The sequence below is a fragment of the Salinivibrio sp. EAGSL genome (assembly GCF_013366455.1).
GTDB lineage: Bacteria > Pseudomonadota > Gammaproteobacteria > Enterobacterales > Vibrionaceae > Salinivibrio > Salinivibrio costicola.
The window spans coordinates 116914-139595 of record NZ_JABWMG010000009.1 but is presented as its reverse complement, the minus strand read 5'-3'; the positions used below and the strand labels follow the sequence as shown (position 1 = coordinate 139595).

The window sequence follows — 22682 nt, the reverse complement described above, 5'->3', positions numbered from 1 at the left end:
TCCCTCTATCCATCTTGGTCGCATCCTTTAGAATCTGCGTCCACGGCTTGTCGTTTCATCCTTCCTGTCAGGCTAAGCAACATAAACCGACTGATGAAATAAAATCGGCTTCGCGACTAAGTCATCGACAAGCTATATTTCAAGCATATACGAGAATTATCTTTCCAGCGCCGAGGGTTTTACATGGTTTATCGCTACACATTGATTGGTGGTTTGCTCGTTATCGTTTCTGGCTGTACCTTGACTTCACAGCACCAGCACAAAGAAACGCTAAATACCATTCATTCCACCGCCACCCATGTGCATGAGCAACAAACGGCCACACAGGACCAATTAAAAGCGCATGACAAGACCCTGATCGTATTGACCGACGAGATGCGTCAACTGGCTGATAAATTAAACGTCATGCAGCGGACTCAGGCAAAAATGTATGCCAATTTCGCTAACCCAAAACCGGAAGTTAAAATCCAAGAAAAAGTGGTCCGGGTGCCCGTGAATAACGACAAAGTGGTCCTCGGCGGACGTGAGTGGGTTTGGTTTGATGAAGTCAAAAGCACCTTCCAGTCGCGCGTAGATACCGGCGCGGCAACCTCGTCGCTCAATGCGGTAGATATTCAAGAATTTGAGCGCGATGGTGATACCTGGGTCAAGTTTAATGTCAATCATAGTGAAAACAATGACCAGCCAGTATTTATGGAAATGCCCGTAAAGCGCTGGGTTCTCATACGACAATCATCGACCGATAAAACTGACCGCCGCCCCGTGGTGGAAGCGTGGATCCGGGTGGGTAACATTCACGAAAAAACCGAATTTACCCTCGCGGATCGCACCAATATGGAATACCCCGTATTGTTGGGCCGCTCGTTTTTTAAAGATTTAGCCGTGGTAGATGTCAGCCAAGTACACATTCATCCGCAATATCAGCCGGACACTCCCCCGGAGCCTAGTGATGATGATCGTCAGCCGCCATCAGCGTCTAAAGAATCGGCTCTACAAGAATAGGCTTTACGAAAAGCTAGGCTCTTCGAAAATAGGCTCTACGAAAATAGGCTCTACGAAAATAGGTAATCGACATGGTTTCACGGGTTCCTTTTTACTTTTTGATCGGCTTTTTAATTTTGGCCGGTATCGCACTCAGTGCCTATCGTCACCTAGGCTATGGGGTGCCTTGGCAAGCGGATGACACCCGCCAAGTCTGGCAAATTGAGGCCAGAATTAACTTTGATGCCGACGATGGCCCAGTAAAAGTTAGCCTTGCTGCACCAGATAGCCAACCTGGGCTTACGCTTATCGATGAGAGCACCTCCTCGGCAGGCTATGGTTTTTCATTGCTTAACACTGAACATGGCCGCCAAGCACAGTGGTCGACGCGCCAAGCCAACGGTGAGCAAACCCTTTATTTTAAAAACCAAATGTTAGTCGACGACAGTGCGCGCTATACCATGGCCCCACCTGATGAAGAGCCGGTGACGCTTCCTGTGATGGATAATGCTGCCAAAAATGCGGCGTTAGCACTGTTGGATCGTGCACGGGCGCGCTCGGCGGACAACATTACGTTGACCCGTGAGCTCATCAAACAATTTAATAGCCCAGATAGTCAAAACGCGGCTTTGTTACTCAATACCCTCGACAAACCCGACGCCCTACGAAAAACCTTAGCACTGGAAGGTGTGCATGCGCGCGTGGTCGGTGGCTTGGAGCTTGAAGATGGGCGACGTCGCCAAACCATTTCTCCCATGCTACAAGTGTGGCAAGACACACGCTGGCACTTGTTTGATTTAACCACTGGGCAAAATGGCCATCACAGTAATGTCCTGCTCTGGAACCAGCACGGCGGACCATTGTTAGAAGTGATGGGCGGTGAACATAGCCAGGTACATTTTTCAATTATCTCCCAAGATATCAGCCCACAACAGGCCACTTCAGCGAAGGTTTCCGCCGATAACCTACTTAACTTTTCTATTCATAGCTTGCCCATTGAAGAGCAGGCGATGTTTAAAACCATTATGCTGATCCCGATTGGCGCGCTAATTGTGGTGTTCTTGCGCGTGATCGTGGGGTTAAAGACTTCAGGGACCTTTATGCCAGTGCTGACTGCGGTCGCCTTTGTGCAAACCCAATTACTCACTGGGATTGTTGGCTTTGTGTTGATCGTCGGCACTGGGCTGGTGATAAGAAGCTATCTCTCGCGGCTTAATTTGCTGCTGGTGGCGCGAATTTCCGCGGTGATTATCACGGTCATTTTAATTATTTCGGTATTTAGCGTGATCGCGTTCCGTATCGGCTTAATGGAAGGGCTAACCATCACCTTCTTCCCAATGATTATTCTGTCATGGACCATCGAGCGGATGTCGATTTTATGGGAAGAGGAAGGCGCAAAAGAAGTGGTGATTCAAGGCGGTGGCTCACTCGTCACTGCGGTGTTGGTGTATTTGGCGATGACCAATGAGTTGGTCCGGCATCTGACCTTTAACTTTATTGGCTTGCAGCTGGTGATCTTGGCATTGATATTAATGCTGGGTAATTACACCGGCTACCGCTTGTCGGAGTTGAAGCGGTTTCGCCCGTTAGCACATCAGAATGGGAGCGGTCGTGATGATTAAATTCTTTTCAAGGTTCGCCTCTCCCTTTCGCCTGAGTCACGCCGGCATTATGGGGATGAACCAGCGTAATATCCGTTACATTGGTCGTTACAACGATAGGCGTCTTTATCCATTAGTGGATGACAAACTTAAAACCAAGTTGATCGCCCAGCAAGCCGGCGCTACCGTCCCTGAGTTGATCGGCGTGATTGATAGCCAAGCGCACGTCAAACGTATTCATCACATGGTGGCAAATTGGCCCGGTTTTGTGATTAAACCGGCGCAAGGCTCAGGCGGTAAGGGCATTTTGGTGGTGACGAAAAATCATCAAGGTGTCTATACCAAAGCCTCTGGCAAGACCGTGAGCCATAATGACGTGGAACGCCATATCACTAACACCCTTGCGGGTCTGTTCTCGCTCGGTGGTAAAGCCGATGTGGCGGTGGTCGAGAACTTGATTGCGTTCGATGATAGCTTCGCCGGCTTTAGCTACGAAGGGGTCCCTGATATTCGCGTGATTGTGTTTCAAGGGTATCCGGTGATGGCGATGATGCGGCTGTCGACCTCAGCATCTGATGGCAAGGCCAATTTGCACCAAGGGGCAGTAGGCGTCGGGCTAGATATGGCCACCGGTAAGGCGCTAAAGGCGGTGCAATTTAACCGTCCCATCACCCATCATCCCGATACGGATCATGATCTTTATACCCTCAACGTCCCTCACTGGCAGCAATTGCTCACGCTGGCAGCCAGCGCATGGGAAATGACAGACTTGGGTTATATGGGCACCGATATGGTGCTAGATAAAGAGAAGGGCCCGATGGTATTGGAGCTCAATGCACGGCCCGGCCTGGCCATTCAAATCGCCAATGGCTGCGGGTTGCTGCCAAGGTTACGGCTGATTGAATCTCTACCGCCTCGGCGCTATCCGCTGATGCCGGAAGACCGTGTGGCGTTTTCGATGCAGCATTTTGCCGGACAAAGTACGCAGCCATTGCCGCCCCAACTGGCACAAACTGGATAAAAAAGCCCTAAAGTTTACCGTACGCGGCCGATACCCTATACACATCCGCACAATCACGATATGAATTAGGGTAACGGCCGTGACTATCCATACCATCGACAAAGCGCAGCTGATTAGCGACGTCCAGTTTGGGGGTAACCTCAATCAGGCGGTGGTGCAAGGACGTCGTTCCGACTTTGCGTTGATGATGGCGCTGCTCTCAGGAGACGCGAATGAGTCAACGCCGCTCACCCTCACCGACAATCCTATCAGCAATGATGCGGTATTGCGCCAGCAGTTCCAGCTAGCCGAGCCGCAACCTTTGGCGGCTAGCAATGAAGAAGATTATCAGCGCGCCAGCGCGCAAGCCGATGCCTTTCACCGTGGCGGTTTAGCCAGCGCTAATTTGCGCTTTCAACTTGCTCCGGCCGCTATGCATTATCCGCCCCAAGGCACACACGGTTTTGATGAAGCGGTCTATCACAACCTTTCCGGTCATGAGCGTCGTCACTTAGCTGATGCAACCCCAAACCGCCCCGCTTTTAACCCTGCCACCTTGTATGAAAAGCTAACCACCTCTCATTGCTTCGATAAAATGCGTGTAAGTGCATAACAGCGAAGATCGCAAGTTGATCCTGATGGTGTTTGATGATCCTTCTCGAAATTGTGATCGTCTCTTAATTCCCGACAATATTTCTGCCCGACGACCAGACGTTTTGAGCCTTTTTTTCGCAGTCCGCGTAATTATGGTCCAGTATTACTTTCCCACGCCTGAATAAGGTGTGAGTAAGCTGTCATTTCCACGTGATTAGCTTGCGTATAAAGGGCAAGGTGAAAATAGCTAGTTAGTTGATAATATTGAGGAATTGACCATGAAGATCGATAACGCAGTGGTCGTTATTACCGCCGGCGGCTCATCATCGGGACGCGCAATGGCAGAGCATTTCTGCTCGCTCGGTGCTGACGTCGCATTGCTCGATACGGAATGGCCAGCACTGCGCTTAAGTGCCGATCAATGCCGTCCCTATGCTGGACGCGTCCAACCGATTTGTTTGGCCGATGATCAACCGGCATCTGTGCATGAGGCATTTGCACAAGTGACGCAACTTTTTGGCGGCATAGATGTGCTTATCAACCAATGGCAGGGCGACATGCTGCCTAGTTTATTCGACAAAGGGGCTTGGTGCGATACCCCGCGAACGCTGACCGATACGACCTCTCAGTGTTATCTTGTGGTTCAGCACGCGGCAGAGTGTATGCAACAACGTGGTCGCCCCGGGGTGATCATTAATGTTGCCGGCGCTCACCTAACGCCTGACACCGTTGCCAGTGCGATGATTGGCGGCTTAACCCAACGCTGGGCCAAAGAGCTATCCGGGCTTAAGATTCGCGTCGGAGGAATCGTTCCACGTCACCGTCGCCGAGCCACTGGTGAGCTGGACGATGACTTAATCCGAAACGCGGAGTATATTGTCTCGAATGATTCTTTCAACGGCCGGTTGTTAGAGGCAAGTGGGTGAGAGGGAGCTAGGAATACAGATGACTGAATACAGAGTACAGAAAGAGCAAAAAACTCAATGCGAGCACGACGCTGCTTTCTCTAGTCTCTAGTCTCTAGTCTCTAGTCTCTAGAAACGAAGCGTCTTTTCCCGTATTCCGTAAGCGAAGCGCTCCGTATTCTAGTGTCATCGTCGCCACGGATAAAATCAAAAAGACCCGCCGGTGGCGGGTCTTTTTCGTTAAGCGGTTGCCTAGGTTACATTAGGCGTCTGCTTTTTGGTCCTTTTGCTCAGCTTTCGCTTTTGCGTCAGCTTTAGCCGCTTTGGTCGGCGCTGCAGCGGGTTGGTCATCTCTTTTTTTGATAACCGTGGTGCCTTCAAAGGTTTCACCTTCAACGTAAGGCTTGCCATAGTAAGACGCAACCAACACTTCTTTCAGCTCTTTGATGAGTGGGTAGCGTGGGTTTGCACCGGTACATTGGTCATCAAACGCTTCTTCCGCCAGCTCGTCCAGTTTGGCCATGAAGTCTGCTTCTGGTACACCCGCCGCTTGGATAGAGGTTGGGATGTCTAGTTTCAGCTTCATGTCTTCAAGCCAGGTTAACAAACGCTCAATTTTCTGTGCGGTACGGTCACCGGTTTGAGCCAGACCCAAGTGGTCAGCGATTTCTGCATAGCGACGACGTGCTTGTGGGCGGTCGTACTGCGAGAATGCCGTTTGCTTGGTTGGGTTGTCATTGGCGTTAAAACGTACCACGTTTGAAATCAATAATGCGTTCGCCAGGCCATGCGGCAGGTGGAACTCAGCACCGAGTTTATGCGCCATGGAGTGACACACACCCAAGAAGGCGTTGGCAAACGCGACACCGGCAATGGTGGCACCATTGTGCACTTTTTCACGTGCGATTGGGTCGTTAGCACCGTGCGTATAGCTTGCTGGCAGATAGTCTTTCAGCAGTTTCAGTGCTTGCAACGCTTGCCCTTCCGAGTACTCATTTGACAGGATAGACACGTAAGCTTCCATCGCGTGAGTAATCGCATCGTAACCACCAAAGGCTGTCAGCGACTTCGGCATGTTCATCACCAGGTTGGCATCAACAATCGCCATTTGTGGTGTCAGCTCGTAGTCAGCCAATGGGTATTTAGCACCAGTTTCGTCGTCAGTCACAACCGCAAACGGCGTGACTTCTGAACCAGTACCTGAAGTGGTTGTGACACAAACCAATTCGGCTTTTTTACCCATTTTCGGGAATTTGTAGATACGTTTACGGATATCCATAAAGCGCATTGCGAGTTCTTCGAACGCGGTTTCTGGATGCTCGTACATCACCCACATAATTTTCGCTGCGTCCATCGGTGAACCACCACCAAGAGCGATAATCACGTCAGGCTGGAAGCTTTGCATCGCTTCAGCACCTTTGCGTACCACGCTTAGCGTTGGATCCGCTTCCACTTCGAAGAAAGTGTTTACATCCATGCCTTGCGCTTTAAGCAGTGACTCTATTTGCTCTGAATAACCGTTGTTAAACAGGAAGCGGTCAGTCACGATCATCGCACGTTTCTTGTCTTCTAAATCACCCAGTGCGATTGGCAAGCTGCCGCGACGGAAGTAGATAGATTTTGGTAGTTTGTGCCACAGCATATTCTCAGCTCGCTTCGCAACAGTTTTCTTGTTCATCAGGTGTTTAGGCCCAACGTTCTCAGAAATTGAGTTACCACCCCATGAGCCACAACCCAGTGTGAGTGACGGTGCAACGTTAAAGTTGTACAAATCACCGATACCACCGTGCGTCGTTGGAATGTTCACCAGAATACGTGCTGTTTTCAGGCGGTCACCGAAATACTTAATGCGGTCTTGGTTGACGTCTTGGTTGGTATACAGGCCTGATGTATGACCGATACCGCCCATTTCTACCATTTTGCAAGCCATGTCGACGGCGTGCTCGAAGTTTTTGGCACGGAACATACCCAGGGTTGGTGAGAGTTTCTCGTGTGCAAATTCTTCTTCAATGCTGATTTCCAGGCCTTCACCAATCAGAATTTTTGTGTCTGATGGGACGCTTACGCCTGCCATATCGGCAATTTTTGTTGCTGATTGACCGACGATATCTGCGTTCAGGTTGCCGTTAATGAGCAACACTTTACGCACTTTGTCGGCGTCGGTTTTACTCAATACATGGCCTTTGTGAGAAGCGAAACGTTCTTTGACTTCGTCATACACTTCGTCCATCACGATAACCGCTTGCTCTGACGCACATACCACGCCGTTATCGAAGGTTTTAGACATGAGTACAGAAGCTACAGCACGCTTAATGTCTGCAGTCTCGTCAATCACGACAGGTACGTTACCCGCACCCACGCCGATAGCTGGTTTACCAGATGAGTAAGCCGCTTTCACCATGCCTGGGCCACCCGTGGCCAGAATCAGGTTGATGTCATCGTGCTTCATCAGTGCGTTAGAAAGCTCAACAGACGGTTGATCAATCCAGCCAATAATGTCTTTAGGCGCACCAGCGGCAACCGCGGCGTCGAGAACCAGTTTTGCGGCATCATTGGTGGAGTTTTTCGCACGTGGGTGTGGCGAGAAGATGATGCCGTTACGGGTTTTCAGTGAGATCAGAGATTTGAAGATCGCTGTCGACGTTGGGTTCGTGGTTGGAACGATACCGCAGATAAGACCCACTGGTTCGGCAATGGTCATGGTGCCGAATTCGTCATTCTCTTCCAAAATGCCGCAGGTTTTATCGTCTTTGTATTTGTTGTAGATGAACTCAGACGCGAAGTGGTTTTTGATAACCTTGTCTTCGAGGATACCCATGCCTGACTCTTCGACGGCTTGTTTAGCCAGCGGGATACGCGCGTTGTTTGCCGCCAGAGATGCAGCACGGAAGATCTTGTCTACTTGCTCCTGTGAATAGGTAGCAAATTCTTGTTGTGCCTTTTTGACACGCTCAACCATCGCGTTGAGTTCGGCAATATTAGTAACAGGCATAGTTGTCTCCTGGTTCATATTTGAAAATCATTTAGTAACTGCTTGCGACCACCAGCGTACCCGCTTGGTTGGGTTTTTGATGGCTGCCTGGCGTTTGACCCCTCTAACCGAGATTTCTTCACCCTAACGGCATCGCATTTAGTAAATAACTTTCAAAACTGAGTATAAGTTTTCACAGCGATAGCAACTTGATCTCGATCATTTGTTATCAAATCAATCACAACGAATTTATTGCTTAACCCCTATGAACATTGGGTTTATTCATCATGTAGCACATAGGCTACGTGTCCAATATTTTCACCAAAGTAACACGACCTTTACATGCGAGGCCAACAAAAGCGGTGATTTTGTATTATTTTTTCAACAAAAAGTGAGTGTCTACCATAAAGCTGTTTCTTTTATTCTTCTAAGCCCACCAATGTGACTCTTTTTCCTCTAGTGAGTAAAAACCGTTTAGTGGCTCAGTATAGTCTGCGCTAACAATCTTGCTCACTCATTTGGGGACTTTTTTGCTCCCTCCCATGACTTCACTAAAACCGCAATCAAGACTTGCAGAAAATGCAAGGTTAAGCGGTTGGTTTTTAAGCTGAGGTCGCTATACTGGCCCCACCTTTTAACCCGAGAGAAACTGGACTTCCTCACAGCATCACGAGATTCGCCATGGCCGTTTTTGACACCATGATTTTTGTACAGTTTTTTGTCGGGCTTTTTGCCGCCGTGAACCCTATCGGTATCATGCCCGTTTTTGTGACCCTTACCGTGCATCTTGATAAGCAAGAGCGAAACCGCACTGCGTATACCGCAGCCATCGCGGTGGCGATTATCTTGATTGTGTCCTTGCTTGCCGGTCAGATGTTGCTCGACTTGTTCAGTATTTCTTTAGACTCTTTCCGTGTCGCCGGTGGCATGCTACTGCTCAGTATCGCTTTTACGATGATGAACGGTAAGTTAGGAGAAGGTAAACAAAACAAGCAGGAGCAGTCAGAAACCATCAGTCGTGAGCAAGTGGGCGTGGTGCCGCTTGCCATGCCGTTGCTTGCGGGCCCCGGCGCGATCAGTTCGACCATTGTTTACGGCTCCCAATACCCTGATACATGGAGTACGGTCACGCTTATTTCAACCTTGGTGATCTTCGCCGCCGGCATTTGGGGCTTATTTAAAGTGGGACCTGCGGTGGTAAAATTCTTGGGACAAACCGGTATTAACGTGATCACTCGAATCATGGGTCTGATTCTCGGCTCTCTCGGGATCGAGTTTATTGCCTCTGGCATGCGGGCTTTGTTTCCAGGCCTTAACTGACCCTGTCGCAGATTGGCCTTAGGCTACACGGCAAACAAATATCAAAAACCGGCACGTTGAGCTTTGTAGCCATGTTATGTGTTGCAGTGTCGGTTTTTCAGCTCAATCATCATGTTTTTCGAGCAAGGAAAGCCCATGAACAAACCACAAAGCCGATTGCAGCATTACTTATATACCACAATTTTTGGTACGGAAACCAAGCACGGTAAGGTGTTTGATCTGGCATTGATCGTCATGATTTTGGCATCAATGGTGGCATTGATGCTGGAGTCGATCGCAAGTGTCCACGCCCGCTGGTCACAATGGCTATATTGGATTGAGTGGGGATTTACTGGCATTTTTACCATTGAGTATTTGCTACGTCTCTATTGCTCCCCACGCCCATCCGCCTATGCACGTAGTTTTTATGGCGTCGTGGACCTGCTTGCTATTCTCCCCACTTACATCGCCGTATTTGTTCCGGGCACGACTTATATGATGGTGGTGCGTCTGCTCCGTGTATTACGTATTTTCCGTATACTGAGACTCATGCGCTTTTTGGAAGACTCCAATATTCTGATGCGTTCGATGATCATGTCATCACGCAAGGTGATGATTTTCTTTTCCACGGTCATGATTCTGGTCACAGTATTCGGCGCTCTAATGTATGTGATAGAAGGACCAGAGAATGGTTTCACCAGTATTCCTTATGCCATTTATTGGGCGATAGTAACGCTTACCACTGTCGGATATGGCGACTTGGTCCCTCAAACGGATATTGGTAAGACACTGGCCTCTTTCACTATGCTGATGGGCTATTCCATTATCGCTGTCCCCACCGGGATCATTACTGCTGAAATAGGCCAACAAATGACACTGCATCGCCAGTTAGTCAAATGCCCAAACTGTTCGAAAGGGGGGCACGAGTCTGATGCGGACTTTTGTAAACATTGTGGTAGTGAACTGCCTGAGCCCGATAAGCGTGAAGTAAAGCCTGGACGGTAATCCAGGCCGGTGCCTTCACGCATTTGACCTTCTGTGTCACACGATTATCACACCGACAATAAAAAACGGAGCCTTATTTGGCTCCGTTTTCATTAAATTGCTATTATCCTCGGCCGGATGGCGCTTTATCTGCTTACTTACGGCGCCAGGTGGTGCCTTGTGGGCCATCTTCCAACACAATACCCATCGCGGTCAGTGCATCGCGCGCCGCATCGGCTGCTGCGAAGTCTTTGGCTTTACGGGCATCATTACGTGTTTGAATTAAGGCTTCAATGTCAGCAGCTTCATCATCAGCGCCAGCATCACCTTGCAAGAAGTTATCGGCGTCTTGCTCGAGCAAACCAAGAATAGACGCCAATTTGCGCATTTGCGCGCCCAGTGCGGACGCGGTGGCCATATCGTCAGCACGGAGGCGGTTAATCTCACGGGCCATATCAAACAACACTGAATAGGCTTCTGGCGTATTGAAGTCGTCATTCATTGCCGCTTCAAAACGCGCCACGTATTGGTCGCCACCTGCCGGGGTTGCCTGAGTGTCTAAACCACGCAATGCCGTATAAAGGCGCTCTAATGCTGAGCGGGCTTGGTTAAGATTTTCGTCGCTGTAATTAAGCTGGCTACGATAATGGCCTGACAGCAAGAAATAACGCACGGTCTCTGCATCGTAGTGCACCAGCACGTCACGGATGGTAAAGAAGTTTCCAAGTGACTTAGACATCTTCTCACGATCGACCATCACCATGCCGCTGTGCATCCACGTATTCACATACGGGGTGTCATGGGCACAGCACGACTGAGCAATTTCGTTTTCATGATGCGGGAACTGTAAGTCTGAGCCGCCGCCATGAATATCAAAGTGCTTACCCAGAAGCGCTGAGTTCATCGCTGAGCATTCAATGTGCCAACCTGGACGGCCCGGGCCCCAAGGGGATTCCCACGTCGGCTCGCCGGGTTTCGACATTTTCCACACCACAAAATCCAGCGGGCTGCGTTTCGCAGTTTCAATATCCACACGGGCACCAGCTTGGAGCTGATCCAAGTCTTGTTTAGACAACTTACCGTATTCATCAAACTTAGCGACTTCAAACATTACATCGCCGTTATCGGCCACATAGGCAAAACCACGCGCAATCAGCGTTTCTACCAAGGTAATGATTTCGTCAATATAATCGGTCGCACGCGGCTCGATATCAGGACGCACCATGTTTAAGGCATCAAAATCTTGGTGCATTTCACCAATCAAACGTTCTGTTAACGCATCGCAGGTCTCGCCATTTTCAGCGGCACGCTTGATGATCTTGTCATCAATATCCGTAATGTTGCGCACGAAGGTCAGATCAAAGCCCAGATAACGCAGGTAACGAGAAATCATGTCAAACGAAACGAAGGTGCGCCCATGTCCGATATGACAAAGATCGTAAATCGTCACCCCACACACATACATACCAATTTTTCCTGGCGTGATAGGCTGAAAGACGGCTTTTTCTCGCGTCAGTGAGTTGTAGATCTTTAACGGGGGGGTTTGCATCGACATAATAATTAGATGACTCGTTACAGTAATGACAATGAGTAAAGTGAAGCTGCTATTACACCTTTTCTGCTAGCGTGACGCAAGCATCGACCCGGTGTCTGGCCCGATAAAGCGCGACGACCGAGTTCACAAGTTAAGAGAAAAAGCACGATTTGAACCAAAACCGACCAATCGGTGCTTGAGTTGGGTCGGGGTGATCATTTATTTTTCGGTAAAGAATCTTTATCGATAACCATTATGACAAAAAATTCAACGTGCACACACCCAGTAACCACGGCTGCTTCAAAAAGCCAAGAACAAGGTGTTACTCCATCACAAACTGACAAGGTTGATCTCATTCTGAGCCAGTGGCACCGCGAACGCCCTGATATTGATCCGAGCCCCATGGCGATTACAGGCCGGTTGGCACGTATCAACGGCCACATTAATCCCAAACTGCAGCATGTTTTCGGCCAATACAATCTAAACCCAGGGGAATTCGATGTGCTGGCCTCGTTACGGCGTGCGGGCAAACCCTACACGTTAACCCCAAATCAGCTGCTGGATGCTTTGATGCTCACCTCCGGCGCCATGACTAACCGTATTGATCGGTTGGAGCACAAAGGCTTGGTGGCACGCAGCCCCGATCCCAACGATCGCCGTGGGGTCTATGTCTCACTCACCGACGCAGGGCTGGATTTGATCGATAAGGCGGTGACCGATCACACCAATAACTTGCATCAGCTCCTGGCTGGACTCACCACTAGTGAGCAAGCCAACTTAGCTGATTTACTCAAAAAGTTGCTCGGGCATGTTGAACCTATATCGTCAGAATGATTTCGATGAATAAAAGTGATCTTGAGAAATAAAAGTGATCTTGAGAAATAAAAGTGATCTCGGGGAATAAAAAAGACAAAGCGCCCCTGCAAATCGGCACTTTGGGGTCACTTAGCGATGATTAATTCCACATCCAGGGCGATCATGCTTGATCACCCGGCTCGTTAGGCTAAAATCTGTGATCCTTTTTAGCCAAGCCAATGACAGGATTACATCATGGTAACTCTTCATACCACGTTCGGTGATATCAAACTCCGCATGTATGCAGACGAAGCACCGACCACGGTCGAGAACTTTTTACAATATTGCCGTGACGGCTTTTATAACGGAACCCTGTTCCATCGCGTGATTGACGGCTTTATGGTCCAAGGCGGTGGCATGGCCTCTGGCATGGAAGAAAAGTCAACGCGCGCACCGATCAAAAACGAAGCGGATAACGGTTTAAGTAACCTTACCGGTCGTTTATCCATGGCGCGTACCATGGAGCCGCATTCAGCCAGTTCACAATTCTTTATTAACGTGAATGACAACTTATTCCTGGATCACAAAGCCAAGACGCCAGACGGTTGGGGCTACTGTGTGTTTGCCGAAGTCGTCGACGGCATGGACGTGGTCAATAAGATCAAAGGCGTTGCGACCGGCAATTGGGGTTATGTACACCAAGACGTCCCTGTTGAGGAAGTATTAATCAATAGCGTGACTATCGAAGACTAGCGTGACACGATAGCCCAAGGGTAGCTAAGGCTACCCTTTCTTTTTGAGTGAGCCGCTCGTTTTACCAATAAAAAGCCAATACATGCCACATACCCTCTTTATTGCTGATTTACACCTCAGCCCTACTCGGCAAGATATCACTGATTGCTTTTTGCGATTTATGGCCGAGGAAGCGGTCCACGCTGATGCACTCTATGTGCTGGGAGATTTGTTTGAGGCTTGGATTGGCGATGATGATCACAGCCCCTTTCATCAGCAAATCAAAACCGCCTTTGCGACCCTCACACAGCAAGGTGTACCTGTGTACTTTATTAATGGCAATCGTGATTTTTTAATCGGAAAGCGTTTCGCCCGTGAAACAGGCATCACCTTGTTGGATGAGCACACATGCATTGATTTATATGGTACGCCGACCTTGATTCTCCATGGCGATACCCTATGTTTGGCGGATGCCGACTACCAAGCATTTCGTCGCAAAGTCCACCAGCGCTGGCTACAACACGTGTTTTTATGCTTACCCTTAGCGTTGCGTCGTCGTATCGCGGCCAAAATGCGCGCGGGCAGTGCCAGTGCCAATCAGCAAAAGTCATCCACCATCATGGATGTGACGCCACAAGAAGTGCAGCGCCAGTTAGATAACGCAGGAGTGGTTAACATGATTCACGGCCATACCCATCGCCCCCATGTCCATCAATGGTGTGATCAAGGACACGATTACCAACGCATCGTGTTAGGCGATTGGTACCAACACGGGTCGGTATTAGTGTGTGGCCCGCAAGGCTGTGACTTACAAACTCGCGACTTTATCCATCACTAAGCCTTTCAGCCTATCGTTAAGAGATCTTTATGCAGACTGATTTATGCCCTTGTTGTAGTAACAAACCCTACGCCGAATGCTGCGCGCCCGTTCATCAACATCCGGCCAACGCTGCCCACCCTGAGCAATTGATGCGTGCTCGCTACAGCGCACATCCGAAAGGCTTGGTGGACTTTATTGTCGCGACCTATCACCGCGAATGTGGCGCCGAGGCATTTCGGGATGATATTGCCATGATGACCGACCATCAGTGGCAATCACTTGAGGTGCTAGATAGCGAGGTATTAAACCACGGTGAGCTTGGATTTGTGACCTTCAAAGCCCACTTTATTGCCGACGGTGAGCCTCAGTGTTTGCATGAGCGGTCTCGGTTTATCCAAGAAACAATCAATGGACAGCCTCAATGGCGATATATCGATGGTGTTTTCCCCGGCCATGTCAAAGCCGGCCGCAATGACCCTTGCCCGTGTGGCAGTGGGCGTAAGTTTAAAAAGTGTTGCTGCTAGCCCCCTAGCCTCGCCATTCTAAATAACTTATGGTTAAAAAATCATCAAGTTTGGTGCTTCGTGGTCGATACTAATAGTAAGACCAAAGGAGGACCCATCATGAACTGGCTTGGCAATTTGAGTCCTGTGTATCGCACGCCGCATGCACCGCCCACGAAAGTATGGGCGATCCGCAAATCGGAACACATTGATGCGCGTAAAGAGCGGCGGCTAGACGATCTCAATGATCACGCTCAGCAACCGCACCAAGAGCACGAGGAAAAAACACCTAAAAAAGACGGTGAACTCGATATTTATGTCTAGCCTCGGTGTCGACGCTCTCGCTGTTCATGGCGATAGCGACGCTTACGGCGATGGCGACAATTACTTAGCACGACCTGGCATAAAGACACGTGAAAAAAACGCGCTTTGACTGGTTGCAATCCAAACGGATTTTGATATGGTCATAAACAGTTAAGCTTTTTGGTATAGAGCTTATTTTTATCACAGAGCGTACTTTCGTTAGATAATGGACGACCAACAATGATTTCAGCACTAATGACCATGCATCACCACCATCATCCTGACTAGTCTTTCGGGAGGAATGGTTTCGACTGGAAGACGAGTAAAAAGCGCTTCCGTCGGTCATTAGCAAGCTAACAGATTCAGACCCTCGGGAGCATCGTCTTCCGAGGGTTTTTTCTTTTTTAGCTTTTCATTTTTAGACAAGGAAGCACACATGCAAACACAACGCTTACGTATCGCCATCCAAAAAAAGGGCCGTCTCGCCAAAGAGTGCCAAGAGCTGCTCAAACGTTGCGGGGTTAAAATTAACTACACCGGCGAGCGCTTGGTGGTCCACGCCGAAAACATGCCCATCGATCTGCTACTGGTTCGTGATGATGATATCCCTGGCCTTATCATGGACGGCGTGGTTGACTTAGGTGTGATTGGTGAGAACGAATTAGAAGAGGTTCGCCTTGAGCGCATCAAGTTGGGTGAGCCGAGCCAGTATCAGCTGCTTCGTCGCCTCGACTTTGGTGGCTGTCGTCTTTCCATTGCGCTCGATAAAGACCAAAATTACAACGGCCCACAAGATCTCGCTGAGCAACGGATTGCGACCACCTATCCCAATATTCTTAAAGCCTACATGGATAAACAAGGTGTGAACTTTAGCACCTGTATGCTCAATGGCTCCGTGGAAGTGGCGCCACGTGCGGGGCTCGCCGATGCGATTTGTGATTTGGTCTCAACGGGCGCCACCTTAGAGGCCAACGGCTTGAAAGAAGCCGAAGTCATTTTTCGCTCCAAGGCAGTGTTAATTCAGCGTGAAGGCAGCTTCAGCGAAGAGAAAACCGCATTAATTGAACGCTTGCTCACTCGCATGCAAGGCGTGATTCAAGCCAAAGAGTCGAAATACATCATGCTTCACGCGCCGAGCGAGGCGCTAGAAAAAATTGTTGAGCTACTCCCCGGTGCCGAAGACCCGACCATTTTGCCGCTCGCACACGAAAAAAGCCGTGTGGCGGTGCACCTTGTCAGTACCGAAAATCTGTTCTGGGAAACCATGGAAAAGCTCAAACAATTGGGCGCAAGCTCAATCTTGGTCCTGCCGATTGAAAAGATGATGGAGTAAGTCACCATGCGAACAGTAGTCTGGAAATCACTCGGAGAGTCACAAAAAGAGGGCTTGATGCGCCGCCCTGCCATCGCCACCGGCGCACAAACCCAAGCCAGTGTCACGGAGATTATCGCCGATGTGAGAGAACGTGGTGATGAGAGTTTAAAGGCGCTGACCAAAAAATTTGATGGTGTCGAGCTCGATAGCATCAAACTCGACAAAGCGATCTTGGCCGATGCCGAAGCGCGATTGGGGGAAGATATCAAACTTGCCCTACGTCAAGCCTACGACAACATCAGCACCTTTCACCGCGCACAAAAAGCCCAGCCGTTGAAAGTCGAAACCATGCCGGGGGTGGTATGTGAATCCATCACTCGCCCAATTAACCGCGTCGGGCTGTATATTCCTGGCGGTAGCGCGCCCTTGCCGTCTACCGTGTTGATGCTGGGCGTGCCGGCGCAAATTGCTGGCTGCCGCAAAGTGGTGCTGTGTACCCCGCCGCCGGTGGCCGATGAAATTTTATACTGCGCCAAACTGTGTGAGATTGATGAAATTTATACCCTAGGTGGCGCACAAGCGGTGGCGGCGATGGCCTTTGGCACCCAAAGTGTGACCAAGGTGGATAAGATTTTTGGTCCGGGCAATGCCTATGTCACCGAAGCCAAACGTCAGGTGAGCCTTGCTGCCAATGGCGCAGCGATGGACATGCCTGCCGGCCCCTCTGAAGTCTTGGTGATTGCTGATGCCGGCGCGGATCCCGACTTTGTTGCCGCGGATTTACTCAGCCAAGCGGAGCACGGCCCCGATTCGCAAGTAGTGCTAGTGACCCCAGCCCCAGAGATGGCAGAAAAAGTCGCCGATGCGGTGCAACAGCAATTAACCACGCTCAGTCGTGCAGAAATTGCCAAGCAAGCGCTGGGCAGTAGTGTGATTATTATTGCCGACACCCTCACCCAATGCGTGTCGATTTCTAACCGCTACGGGCCAGAGCACTTGATTGTGCAGACTCAGCAGCCTCGAGATTTGTTACCGCTGTTGGATAACGCTGGCTCGATTTTCTTGGGCGCCTATTCGCCCGAATCCGTGGGTGATTACGCCTCAGGCACCAACCATGTGTTGCCGACTTACGGTTATACCCGTACCTACAGCAGTTTAGGGCTGGCCGACTTTAATAAGCGGATGACAGTGCAACAGGTCAGCGAAAGCGGCTTACAAGCACTGGGCCCGACCGTGATGCGAATCGCAGAAGCCGAGGGCTTGGATGCGCATCGCCAAGCGGTCGATATTCGTCTAAATAAGCTACAACAAGCCCAAGCCTCAGAGGACCCGTTAGTATGAGCATCGATAAACTCGCCCGTGAGCAAGTACAAGCGCTCACGCCCTATCAGTCAGCCCGCCGTATCGGTGGCAGCGGGGATGTGTGGCTCAATGCCAATGAATCCCCCTTTGACAATGCTTATACCCTGAGCGGCCAAGGACTCAATCGCTACTCCAGCTGTCAGCCGGCATCATTGATTAATGCCTATGCCAACTATGCGGGGGTAGACACGGGCCAAGTGATTACCACTCGTGGCGCCGATGAAGGGATTGATTTATTGCTGCGCGCGTTTTGCGAGCCAAACCAAGATAGCGTACTGATTTGCCCACCCACCTATGGCATGTATGCGGTCAGTGCAGAAAACCAAGGGATCGCGACCACCCAAGTGCCGCTCACCGCCGACTGGCAGCTGGACATGGCAGGAATTGATTCCGCCTTGGAGGCAGATGCCAACATCAAGCTTATCTTCGTATGTAGTCCTAATAATCCGACCGGTAATTTAATTAACCGCGACGACATAGAAGCGCTACTCACCCGCACCCAAGGTCGCGCGATTGTGGTGTTGGATGAAGCCTATATCGAATTTAGTCCAGAAGCGACCTGCACCGATTTACTCGCGCGCTTTGAGAATCTGGCCATTTTGCGCACGCTATCAAAAGCGTTCGCTCTGGCGGGACTACGTTGCGGCTTTACCCTCGCCAATCCCGCTATTATTAACTTGATGCTCAAGGTGATCCCGCCGTATCCGGTGCCGGTGCCCGTGGCAGATATTGCCGAGCAAGCGCTCTCTGAAGCGGGCTTGGCGCGGATGAAGTATCAGGTTTTGGACTTAACCGCCAACCGTGCCTATTTGCAAGCCGGCCTCAGTATGCTGCCCGGCATCAAGGTGCATCCAGGCTTTGGTAACTACCTGCTGATAAGCCTGGACGACACCGATGCGGTGTTCGAGCACTTGGGTAATGCGGGGATTATTGTGCGCCGTACCGCGATCGAGAACAGCTTACGCATCAGTATTGGCAACCGTGACGAATGTGAAAAAGTGTTGGCTTTTATCCGCCAGCAGCTCAGTGAATAAGGACAACCACTGTGAAAGACAAGATTTTATTTATTGACCGTGATGGCACCTTGATTGTGGAGCCGCCTGAAGACTACCAAGTGGATCGTCTGGATAAATTGGCCTTTGAGCCGGACGTGATCCCCGCACTACTTAGCCTGCAAGCGGCGGGCTACACCTTGGTGATGGTGAGCAATCAAGATGGTTTAGGGACCGATAGCTTCCCGCAAGCGGACTTTGATGCACCACACAACATGATGATGGCGTTATTTCGCTCACAAGGGATCCATTTTGAAGACGTGCTGATTTGTCCGCACTTTGATAGCGACGACTGTAGCTGCCGCAAGCCCAAATTAGGCTTGGTAAAAGACTATCTGCAGCAGGGCCGGATTGATTTCGCCCAATCGGCGGTGATTGGCGATCGCGACACCGATATCACCTTAGCCAACAATATGGCGCTACAAGGGATCAAGTACCAACGCGACGTGATGGGCTGGCCACAGATTGTCGAGCGTCTGACCTTGCAGCCGCGCATCGCATCGGTGACTCGCACCACCAAAGAAACCGACATTCAGGTGGCTGTTAACCTGGATAAGAGTGGCGGCAGCCGCATTGAAACCGGACTGGGCTTTTTTGACCACATGTTGGATCAAATCGCCACCCACGGCGGTTTTCAGCTGAGCGTTGGCGTTAAAGGCGATTTGCACATCGATGACCACCACACCATTGAAGACACCGCCCTCGCCTTGGGCGACGCGCTTAAACGGGCGCTGGGCGATAAGCGCGGTATTGGCCGTTTTGGGTTTAGCCTGCCGATGGATGAATGCTTGGCGCAATGTGCGTTGGATTTATCCGGACGTCCGTTTCTTAAATTTGAGGCCAGCTTCCCGCAGCCACAAGTGGGCGATATGTCGACCGAAATGGTCGGGCATTTTTTCCGCTCATTGACCGATACTTTGGCCTGTACCCTTCACCTGACCGTCGATGGCGAAAACACCCATCACTTGGTAGAAAGCTTATTTAAAGCCTTTGGCCGCACCTTGCGTCAAGCCATTAAGGTAGAAGGCGATGCTCTGCCAAGCAGTAAAGGAGTCTTATAATGCGCAAACACACCGTCATTATCGATACCGGCTGCGCCAATGTCTCCTCGGTACGCTTTGCTGTCGAACGCCTGGGGTATCAAGCCACATTGAGCCGCGATCCCGACGTAGTGCTGGGGGCAGACAAGCTTTTTTTGCCCGGCGTCGGCACAGCCAGCGAAGCGATGAAAACCTCACCGAGCGCGGCTTAGTAAATTTAGTTAAACAGGTTGAGCAACCGCTACTGGGAATTTGTCTTGGTATGCAAATGCTAGGCACACGCTCCGATGAAGGCGATAGCCCGGTTGAGTGCCTTGGCCACATCCCCGCGCCGACCAAGCTAATGGATACCGATGGCCAGCCTTTACCTCATATGGGTTGGAATCGGGTCGCCACCGTCAATGACCATCCCTTATTCGACGGCATTGTCGCGGGCAGCTACTTCTATTTTGTCCACAGTTACGCGATGCCGGTCGGTGACTATACCCTGGCACAATGTCACTATGGTCATGCGTTCAGCGCAGCAATCAATCAAGGCAACTACTACGGGGTTCAGTTTCACCCTGAGCGCTCGGGCAAAGTGGGCGCGCGTTTGATTCAGAATTTTTTGGAGATGTAAGCAAGGATGATTATACCAGCACTCGATTTGATAGATGGCCAAGTGGTGCGCCTTTATCAAGGGGATTATCAGCAAAAAACCGACTACGGTTTTGACCCGCGTGAGCAGTTCGCACGTTACCATCAAGCGGGCGCGGATTGGTTGCACCTCGTGGATTTAACCGGTGCCAAAGATCCGACCGCGCGTCAGGTCGATTTAATCACCGAGATTTTGCAATCAACGCCCGCCAATATCCAAATCGGCGGCGGCGTGCGCACCGAAATGGACGTGATTGAGCTGCTAAACACCGGCGCGCAGCGCGTAGTGATCGGCTCCACCGCGGTCAAATCCCCCGATTTGGTCAAAGGCTGGATGAAAACCTACGGCCCTGACCGGATTGTATTGGCACTCGACATTCATATTGACAACGACGGGACGCGACGCGTGGCGGTGTCCGGCTGGCAACAAGACTCCGGCGTCACCATTGAAGCGCTACTCGACGATTATTTGTCCGTCGGGCTAGAGCATGTGCTGTGCACCGATATCTCCCGCGATGGCACCTTGCAAGGTAGCAATGTGGCGCTTTACCGCGACTTGTGTCAGCGCTATCCGAGCATTGCGTTTCAATCATCAGGCGGCATTGGCAGTCTCGAAGATATTCGCGCCTTACGCAACACTGGCGTGGCAGGCGTGATCGTCGGCCGCGCCCTACTGGAAGGCAACTTTAGCGCAGAGGAGGCGATCGCATGCTGGCAAAACGGATAATTCCTTGTTTGGACGTCCGCGACGGACAAGTGGTAAAAGGCGTGCAATTTCGTAATCACGAAATCATCGGCGATATCGTCCCGCTCGCCAAACGCTACGCCGAAGAAGGCGCTGATGAGCTGGTGTTTTATGACATCACCGCCTCCAGTGACAGCCGGGTGGTCGATAAAAGCTGGGTTAGTCGCGTCGCGGAAGTAATTGATATCCCCTTTTGCGTCGCCGGTGGGATTAAATCCGAAGCCGATGCCCAGCAAATCCTGGAATTTGGCGCGGATAAGATATCGATTAACTCACCGGCATTGGCCGATCCGAGCTTAATCACGCGACTGGCCAATAAGTTTGGCGTGCAGTGCGTGGTGGTCGGAATTGATTCCTTCTTCGATGAAGCGACCGGGCACTATCAGGTCTATCAATTTACCGGCGATGAAAGCCGTACTCAGGCCACACCTTGGCAAACCGCCGCGTGGGTTGAGGAAGTCCAACAGCGGGGCGCAGGCGAAATCGTACTTAATATGATGAACCGCGATGGCGTGCGCCAAGGCTATGACTTAACCCAACTAAAAATGGTGAGAGAGCGCTGTCAGGTGCCCCTGATTGCCTCCGGCGGTGCCGGTGAAATCGCGCATTTCGCCGACGCCTTTTTACAAGCAAATGTCGATGGCGCGCTGGCCGCTTCGGTGTTTCACAAGCAAATCATCGCGATAAGCGAATTAAAACAAACATTAAAACAACAAGGGATCGAGGTAAGAGTATGACGGCAGCGTGGGTAGAACGTATCGATTGGGAGAAAAACGCCGGCTTGGTGCCTGCGATTATCCAACACAGTGATAGCGGCCAAGTATTGATGCTGGGCTACATGAATGCCGATGCACTGAACGCGACGCTCGAAACCGGTCGCGTCACCTTTTGGTCGCGCAGCAAGTCGCGTCTTTGGGTAAAAGGCGAAAGCTCCGGTCATGTGTTGAGCCTGGAACACATTGCACTCGATTGCGATCAAGATACCTTATTGGTCACGGCGACGCCACACGGGCCCACCTGTCACCTCGGCACGACCACCTGCTTTGACAGTGACAACAAACCGCCACACACGGGTCCCGGCTTTTTGTCGAGCCTAGAGCAAGTGCTTGCCAGCCGCAAAGACGCCGAACCTGATGCGTCTTACACCGCGAGCTTATTTGCCAAAGGCACCAAGCGTATCGCGCAAAAAGTGGGGGAAGAAGGGGTCGAAGTCGCCCTCGCTGCCACGGCAGGCGATAAAGCCGAGCTATTAAACGAAAGTGCCGACTTGCTTTATCACCTATTGGTATTACTGCAAGACCAAGAGCTTAGCCTCCATCAAGTAACCGAAGTCCTCGCCTCTCGCCATCAAGGCTAACAGCGAAGCGCGTTAACCTATACATGCTCCCTCCAAAGCGCCGTCCACATGCGGCGCTTTTTGCGACTGACATATCAATAAAGTACTAGCATCCGCCGTCTATCGCTTTTAACCCATAAAAACAAAACGCCACTCTGATACTATCGCTCCTTA

At 50.7% G+C, this 22682-nt stretch carries 21 protein-coding genes, 1 pseudogene and 1 other annotated feature; of the genes and pseudogenes, 20 read left to right on the top strand and 2 right to left on the bottom strand.

Annotated features, from left to right (window positions below; all coding sequences use genetic code 11):
* Positions 1-183: 183 nt before the first annotated feature.
* The 5 genes from HLG76_RS07740 to HLG76_RS07720 all read left to right on the top strand — a co-directional run bounded on the left by HLG76_RS07740 (position 184) and on the right by HLG76_RS07720 (position 5102).
* Positions 184-1002 (top strand): ATP-dependent zinc protease, encoded by an 819-nt coding sequence (locus HLG76_RS07740; protein ID WP_175993406.1) that lies wholly within the window; start codon positions 184-186, stop codon positions 1000-1002.
* Positions 1003-1073: 71 nt separating this feature from the next.
* Positions 1074-2603 (top strand): inactive transglutaminase family protein, encoded by a 1530-nt coding sequence (locus HLG76_RS07735; RefSeq protein ID WP_175993405.1) that lies wholly within the window; start codon positions 1074-1076, stop codon positions 2601-2603.
* Positions 2593-3603: an alpha-L-glutamate ligase-like protein gene (locus HLG76_RS07730; protein ID WP_175993404.1), complete on the top strand. Its 1011-nt coding sequence runs from the start codon at positions 2593-2595 to the stop codon at positions 3601-3603. Before HLG76_RS07735 ends, HLG76_RS07730 begins: the two co-directional genes overlap by 11 nt.
* A 79-nt stretch (positions 3604-3682) precedes the next feature.
* Positions 3683-4195, top strand: coding sequence for a VC2046/SO_2500 family protein (locus HLG76_RS07725; protein ID WP_175993403.1), 513 nt, complete (start codon positions 3683-3685; stop codon positions 4193-4195).
* A 259-nt stretch (positions 4196-4454) separates the two neighbouring features.
* Positions 4455-5102, top strand: a complete 648-nt coding sequence (locus HLG76_RS07720; RefSeq protein ID WP_175993402.1) for an SDR family NAD(P)-dependent oxidoreductase — start codon at positions 4455-4457, stop codon at positions 5100-5102.
* 241 nt (positions 5103-5343) lie between these two features.
* On the opposite strand, the gene adhE is transcribed toward HLG76_RS07720, so the two are convergent.
* Positions 5344-8091 carry a bifunctional acetaldehyde-CoA/alcohol dehydrogenase gene (gene adhE, locus HLG76_RS07715; RefSeq protein WP_274533578.1) on the bottom strand — a complete coding sequence of 916 codons (2748 nt, stop codon included), beginning with the start codon at positions 8089-8091 and terminating at the stop codon, positions 5344-5346.
* Between the two features lie 642 nt (positions 8092-8733).
* Here adhE and HLG76_RS07710 point away from each other — a divergent pair.
* Positions 8734-9372 (top strand): YchE family NAAT transporter, encoded by a 639-nt coding sequence (locus HLG76_RS07710; RefSeq protein WP_077460415.1) that lies wholly within the window; start codon positions 8734-8736, stop codon positions 9370-9372.
* 135 nt (positions 9373-9507) lie between these two features.
* Positions 9508-10356, top strand: coding sequence for an ion transporter (locus HLG76_RS07705; protein ID WP_077460414.1), 849 nt, complete (start codon positions 9508-9510; stop codon positions 10354-10356).
* Positions 10357-10489: 133 nt separating this feature from the next.
* Here HLG76_RS07705 and cysS read toward each other — a convergent pair whose 3' ends face one another.
* Positions 10490-11884 carry a cysteine--tRNA ligase gene (gene cysS / locus HLG76_RS07700; RefSeq protein WP_175993401.1) on the bottom strand — a complete coding sequence of 465 codons (1395 nt, stop codon included), beginning with the start codon at positions 11882-11884 and terminating at the stop codon, positions 10490-10492.
* Positions 11885-12124: 240 nt separating this feature from the next.
* Here cysS and HLG76_RS07695 point away from each other — a divergent pair, with 240 nt between their 5' ends.
* The 13 genes and pseudogenes from HLG76_RS07695 (at position 12125) to hisIE (ending at position 22529) form a co-directional block, all read left to right on the top strand.
* Complete coding sequence (locus HLG76_RS07695) at positions 12125-12703, top strand: MarR family winged helix-turn-helix transcriptional regulator (protein WP_175993400.1); 579 nt, start codon at positions 12125-12127, stop codon at positions 12701-12703.
* A gap of 216 nt (positions 12704-12919) precedes the next feature.
* Positions 12920-13417, top strand: a complete 498-nt coding sequence (locus HLG76_RS07690) for a peptidylprolyl isomerase (RefSeq protein WP_175993399.1) — start codon at positions 12920-12922, stop codon at positions 13415-13417.
* A gap of 82 nt (positions 13418-13499) precedes the next feature.
* Positions 13500-14234: a UDP-2,3-diacylglucosamine diphosphatase gene (lpxH, locus tag HLG76_RS07685; protein WP_175993398.1), complete on the top strand. Its 735-nt coding sequence runs from the start codon at positions 13500-13502 to the stop codon at positions 14232-14234.
* A 29-nt stretch (positions 14235-14263) separates the two neighbouring features.
* Positions 14264-14740 carry a YchJ family metal-binding protein gene (locus HLG76_RS07680; protein WP_077460411.1) on the top strand — a complete coding sequence of 159 codons (477 nt, stop codon included), beginning with the start codon at positions 14264-14266 and terminating at the stop codon, positions 14738-14740.
* 99 nt (positions 14741-14839) lie between these two features.
* Complete coding sequence (locus HLG76_RS07675) at positions 14840-15043, top strand: hypothetical protein (RefSeq protein ID WP_021022348.1); 204 nt, start codon at positions 14840-14842, stop codon at positions 15041-15043.
* Between the two features lie 242 nt (positions 15044-15285).
* Positions 15286-15424, top strand: a sequence feature (His leader region).
* 34 nt (positions 15425-15458) lie between these two features.
* Positions 15459-16355: an ATP phosphoribosyltransferase gene (hisG, locus tag HLG76_RS07670; RefSeq protein WP_077460410.1), complete on the top strand. Its 897-nt coding sequence runs from the start codon at positions 15459-15461 to the stop codon at positions 16353-16355.
* A 6-nt stretch (positions 16356-16361) separates the two neighbouring features.
* The gene (gene hisD / locus HLG76_RS07665; RefSeq protein WP_175993397.1) at positions 16362-17678 is read left to right on the top strand and encodes a histidinol dehydrogenase; all 1317 of its coding nucleotides are present in this window, start codon (positions 16362-16364) and stop codon (positions 17676-17678) included.
* 2 nt (positions 17679-17680) lie between these two features.
* Positions 17681-18733, top strand: a complete 1053-nt coding sequence (gene hisC, locus HLG76_RS07660) for a histidinol-phosphate transaminase (RefSeq protein WP_101494571.1) — start codon at positions 17681-17683, stop codon at positions 18731-18733.
* On the top strand, positions 18730-19812 hold the full coding sequence (hisB, locus tag HLG76_RS07655; protein ID WP_368656350.1) for a bifunctional histidinol-phosphatase/imidazoleglycerol-phosphate dehydratase HisB: 1083 nt from the start codon (positions 18730-18732) through the stop codon (positions 19810-19812). The genes hisC and hisB overlap by 4 nt, the downstream gene beginning before the upstream one ends.
* Positions 19812-20410, top strand: a pseudogene (gene hisH / locus HLG76_RS07650) (imidazole glycerol phosphate synthase subunit HisH). The gene hisB and the pseudogene hisH overlap by 1 nt, the downstream one beginning before the upstream one ends.
* Before the next feature lie 6 nt (positions 20411-20416).
* The gene (hisA, locus tag HLG76_RS07645; RefSeq protein ID WP_175993395.1) at positions 20417-21154 is read left to right on the top strand and encodes a 1-(5-phosphoribosyl)-5-[(5-phosphoribosylamino)methylideneamino]imidazole-4-carboxamide isomerase; all 738 of its coding nucleotides are present in this window, start codon (positions 20417-20419) and stop codon (positions 21152-21154) included.
* The gene (gene hisF, locus HLG76_RS07640; protein WP_077669611.1) at positions 21136-21909 is read left to right on the top strand and encodes an imidazole glycerol phosphate synthase subunit HisF; all 774 of its coding nucleotides are present in this window, start codon (positions 21136-21138) and stop codon (positions 21907-21909) included. The genes hisA and hisF overlap by 19 nt, the downstream gene beginning before the upstream one ends.
* Positions 21906-22529 (top strand): bifunctional phosphoribosyl-AMP cyclohydrolase/phosphoribosyl-ATP diphosphatase HisIE, encoded by a 624-nt coding sequence (hisIE, locus tag HLG76_RS07635; RefSeq protein WP_077459182.1) that lies wholly within the window; start codon positions 21906-21908, stop codon positions 22527-22529. Before hisF ends, hisIE begins: the two co-directional genes overlap by 4 nt.
* Positions 22530-22682: the final 153 nt, after the last annotated feature.

Coding starts and splice junctions, on each gene's coding strand:
- HLG76_RS07740 (WP_175993406.1), top strand. CDS start 184: ATGGTTTATCGCTACACATTGATTGGTGGTTTGCTCGTTATCGTTTCT.
- HLG76_RS07735 (WP_175993405.1), top strand. CDS start 1,074: ATGGTTTCACGGGTTCCTTTTTACTTTTTGATCGGCTTTTTAATTTTG.
- HLG76_RS07720 (WP_175993402.1), top strand. CDS start 4,455: ATGAAGATCGATAACGCAGTGGTCGTTATTACCGCCGGCGGCTCATCA.
- adhE (WP_274533578.1), bottom strand. CDS start 8,091: ATGAACCAGGAGACAACTATGCCTGTTACTAATATTGCCGAACTCAAC.
- HLG76_RS07710 (WP_077460415.1), top strand. CDS start 8,734: ATGGCCGTTTTTGACACCATGATTTTTGTACAGTTTTTTGTCGGGCTT.
- HLG76_RS07705 (WP_077460414.1), top strand. CDS start 9,508: ATGAACAAACCACAAAGCCGATTGCAGCATTACTTATATACCACAATT.
- cysS (WP_175993401.1), bottom strand. CDS start 11,884: ATGCAAACCCCCCCGTTAAAGATCTACAACTCACTGACGCGAGAAAAA.
- HLG76_RS07695 (WP_175993400.1), top strand. CDS start 12,125: ATGACAAAAAATTCAACGTGCACACACCCAGTAACCACGGCTGCTTCA.
- HLG76_RS07690 (WP_175993399.1), top strand. CDS start 12,920: ATGGTAACTCTTCATACCACGTTCGGTGATATCAAACTCCGCATGTAT.
- lpxH (WP_175993398.1), top strand. CDS start 13,500: ATGCCACATACCCTCTTTATTGCTGATTTACACCTCAGCCCTACTCGG.
- HLG76_RS07680 (WP_077460411.1), top strand. CDS start 14,264: ATGCAGACTGATTTATGCCCTTGTTGTAGTAACAAACCCTACGCCGAA.
- HLG76_RS07675 (WP_021022348.1), top strand. CDS start 14,840: ATGAACTGGCTTGGCAATTTGAGTCCTGTGTATCGCACGCCGCATGCA.
- hisG (WP_077460410.1), top strand. CDS start 15,459: ATGCAAACACAACGCTTACGTATCGCCATCCAAAAAAAGGGCCGTCTC.
- hisD (WP_175993397.1), top strand. CDS start 16,362: ATGCGAACAGTAGTCTGGAAATCACTCGGAGAGTCACAAAAAGAGGGC.
- hisA (WP_175993395.1), top strand. CDS start 20,417: ATGATTATACCAGCACTCGATTTGATAGATGGCCAAGTGGTGCGCCTT.
- hisF (WP_077669611.1), top strand. CDS start 21,136: ATGCTGGCAAAACGGATAATTCCTTGTTTGGACGTCCGCGACGGACAA.
- hisIE (WP_077459182.1), top strand. CDS start 21,906: ATGACGGCAGCGTGGGTAGAACGTATCGATTGGGAGAAAAACGCCGGC.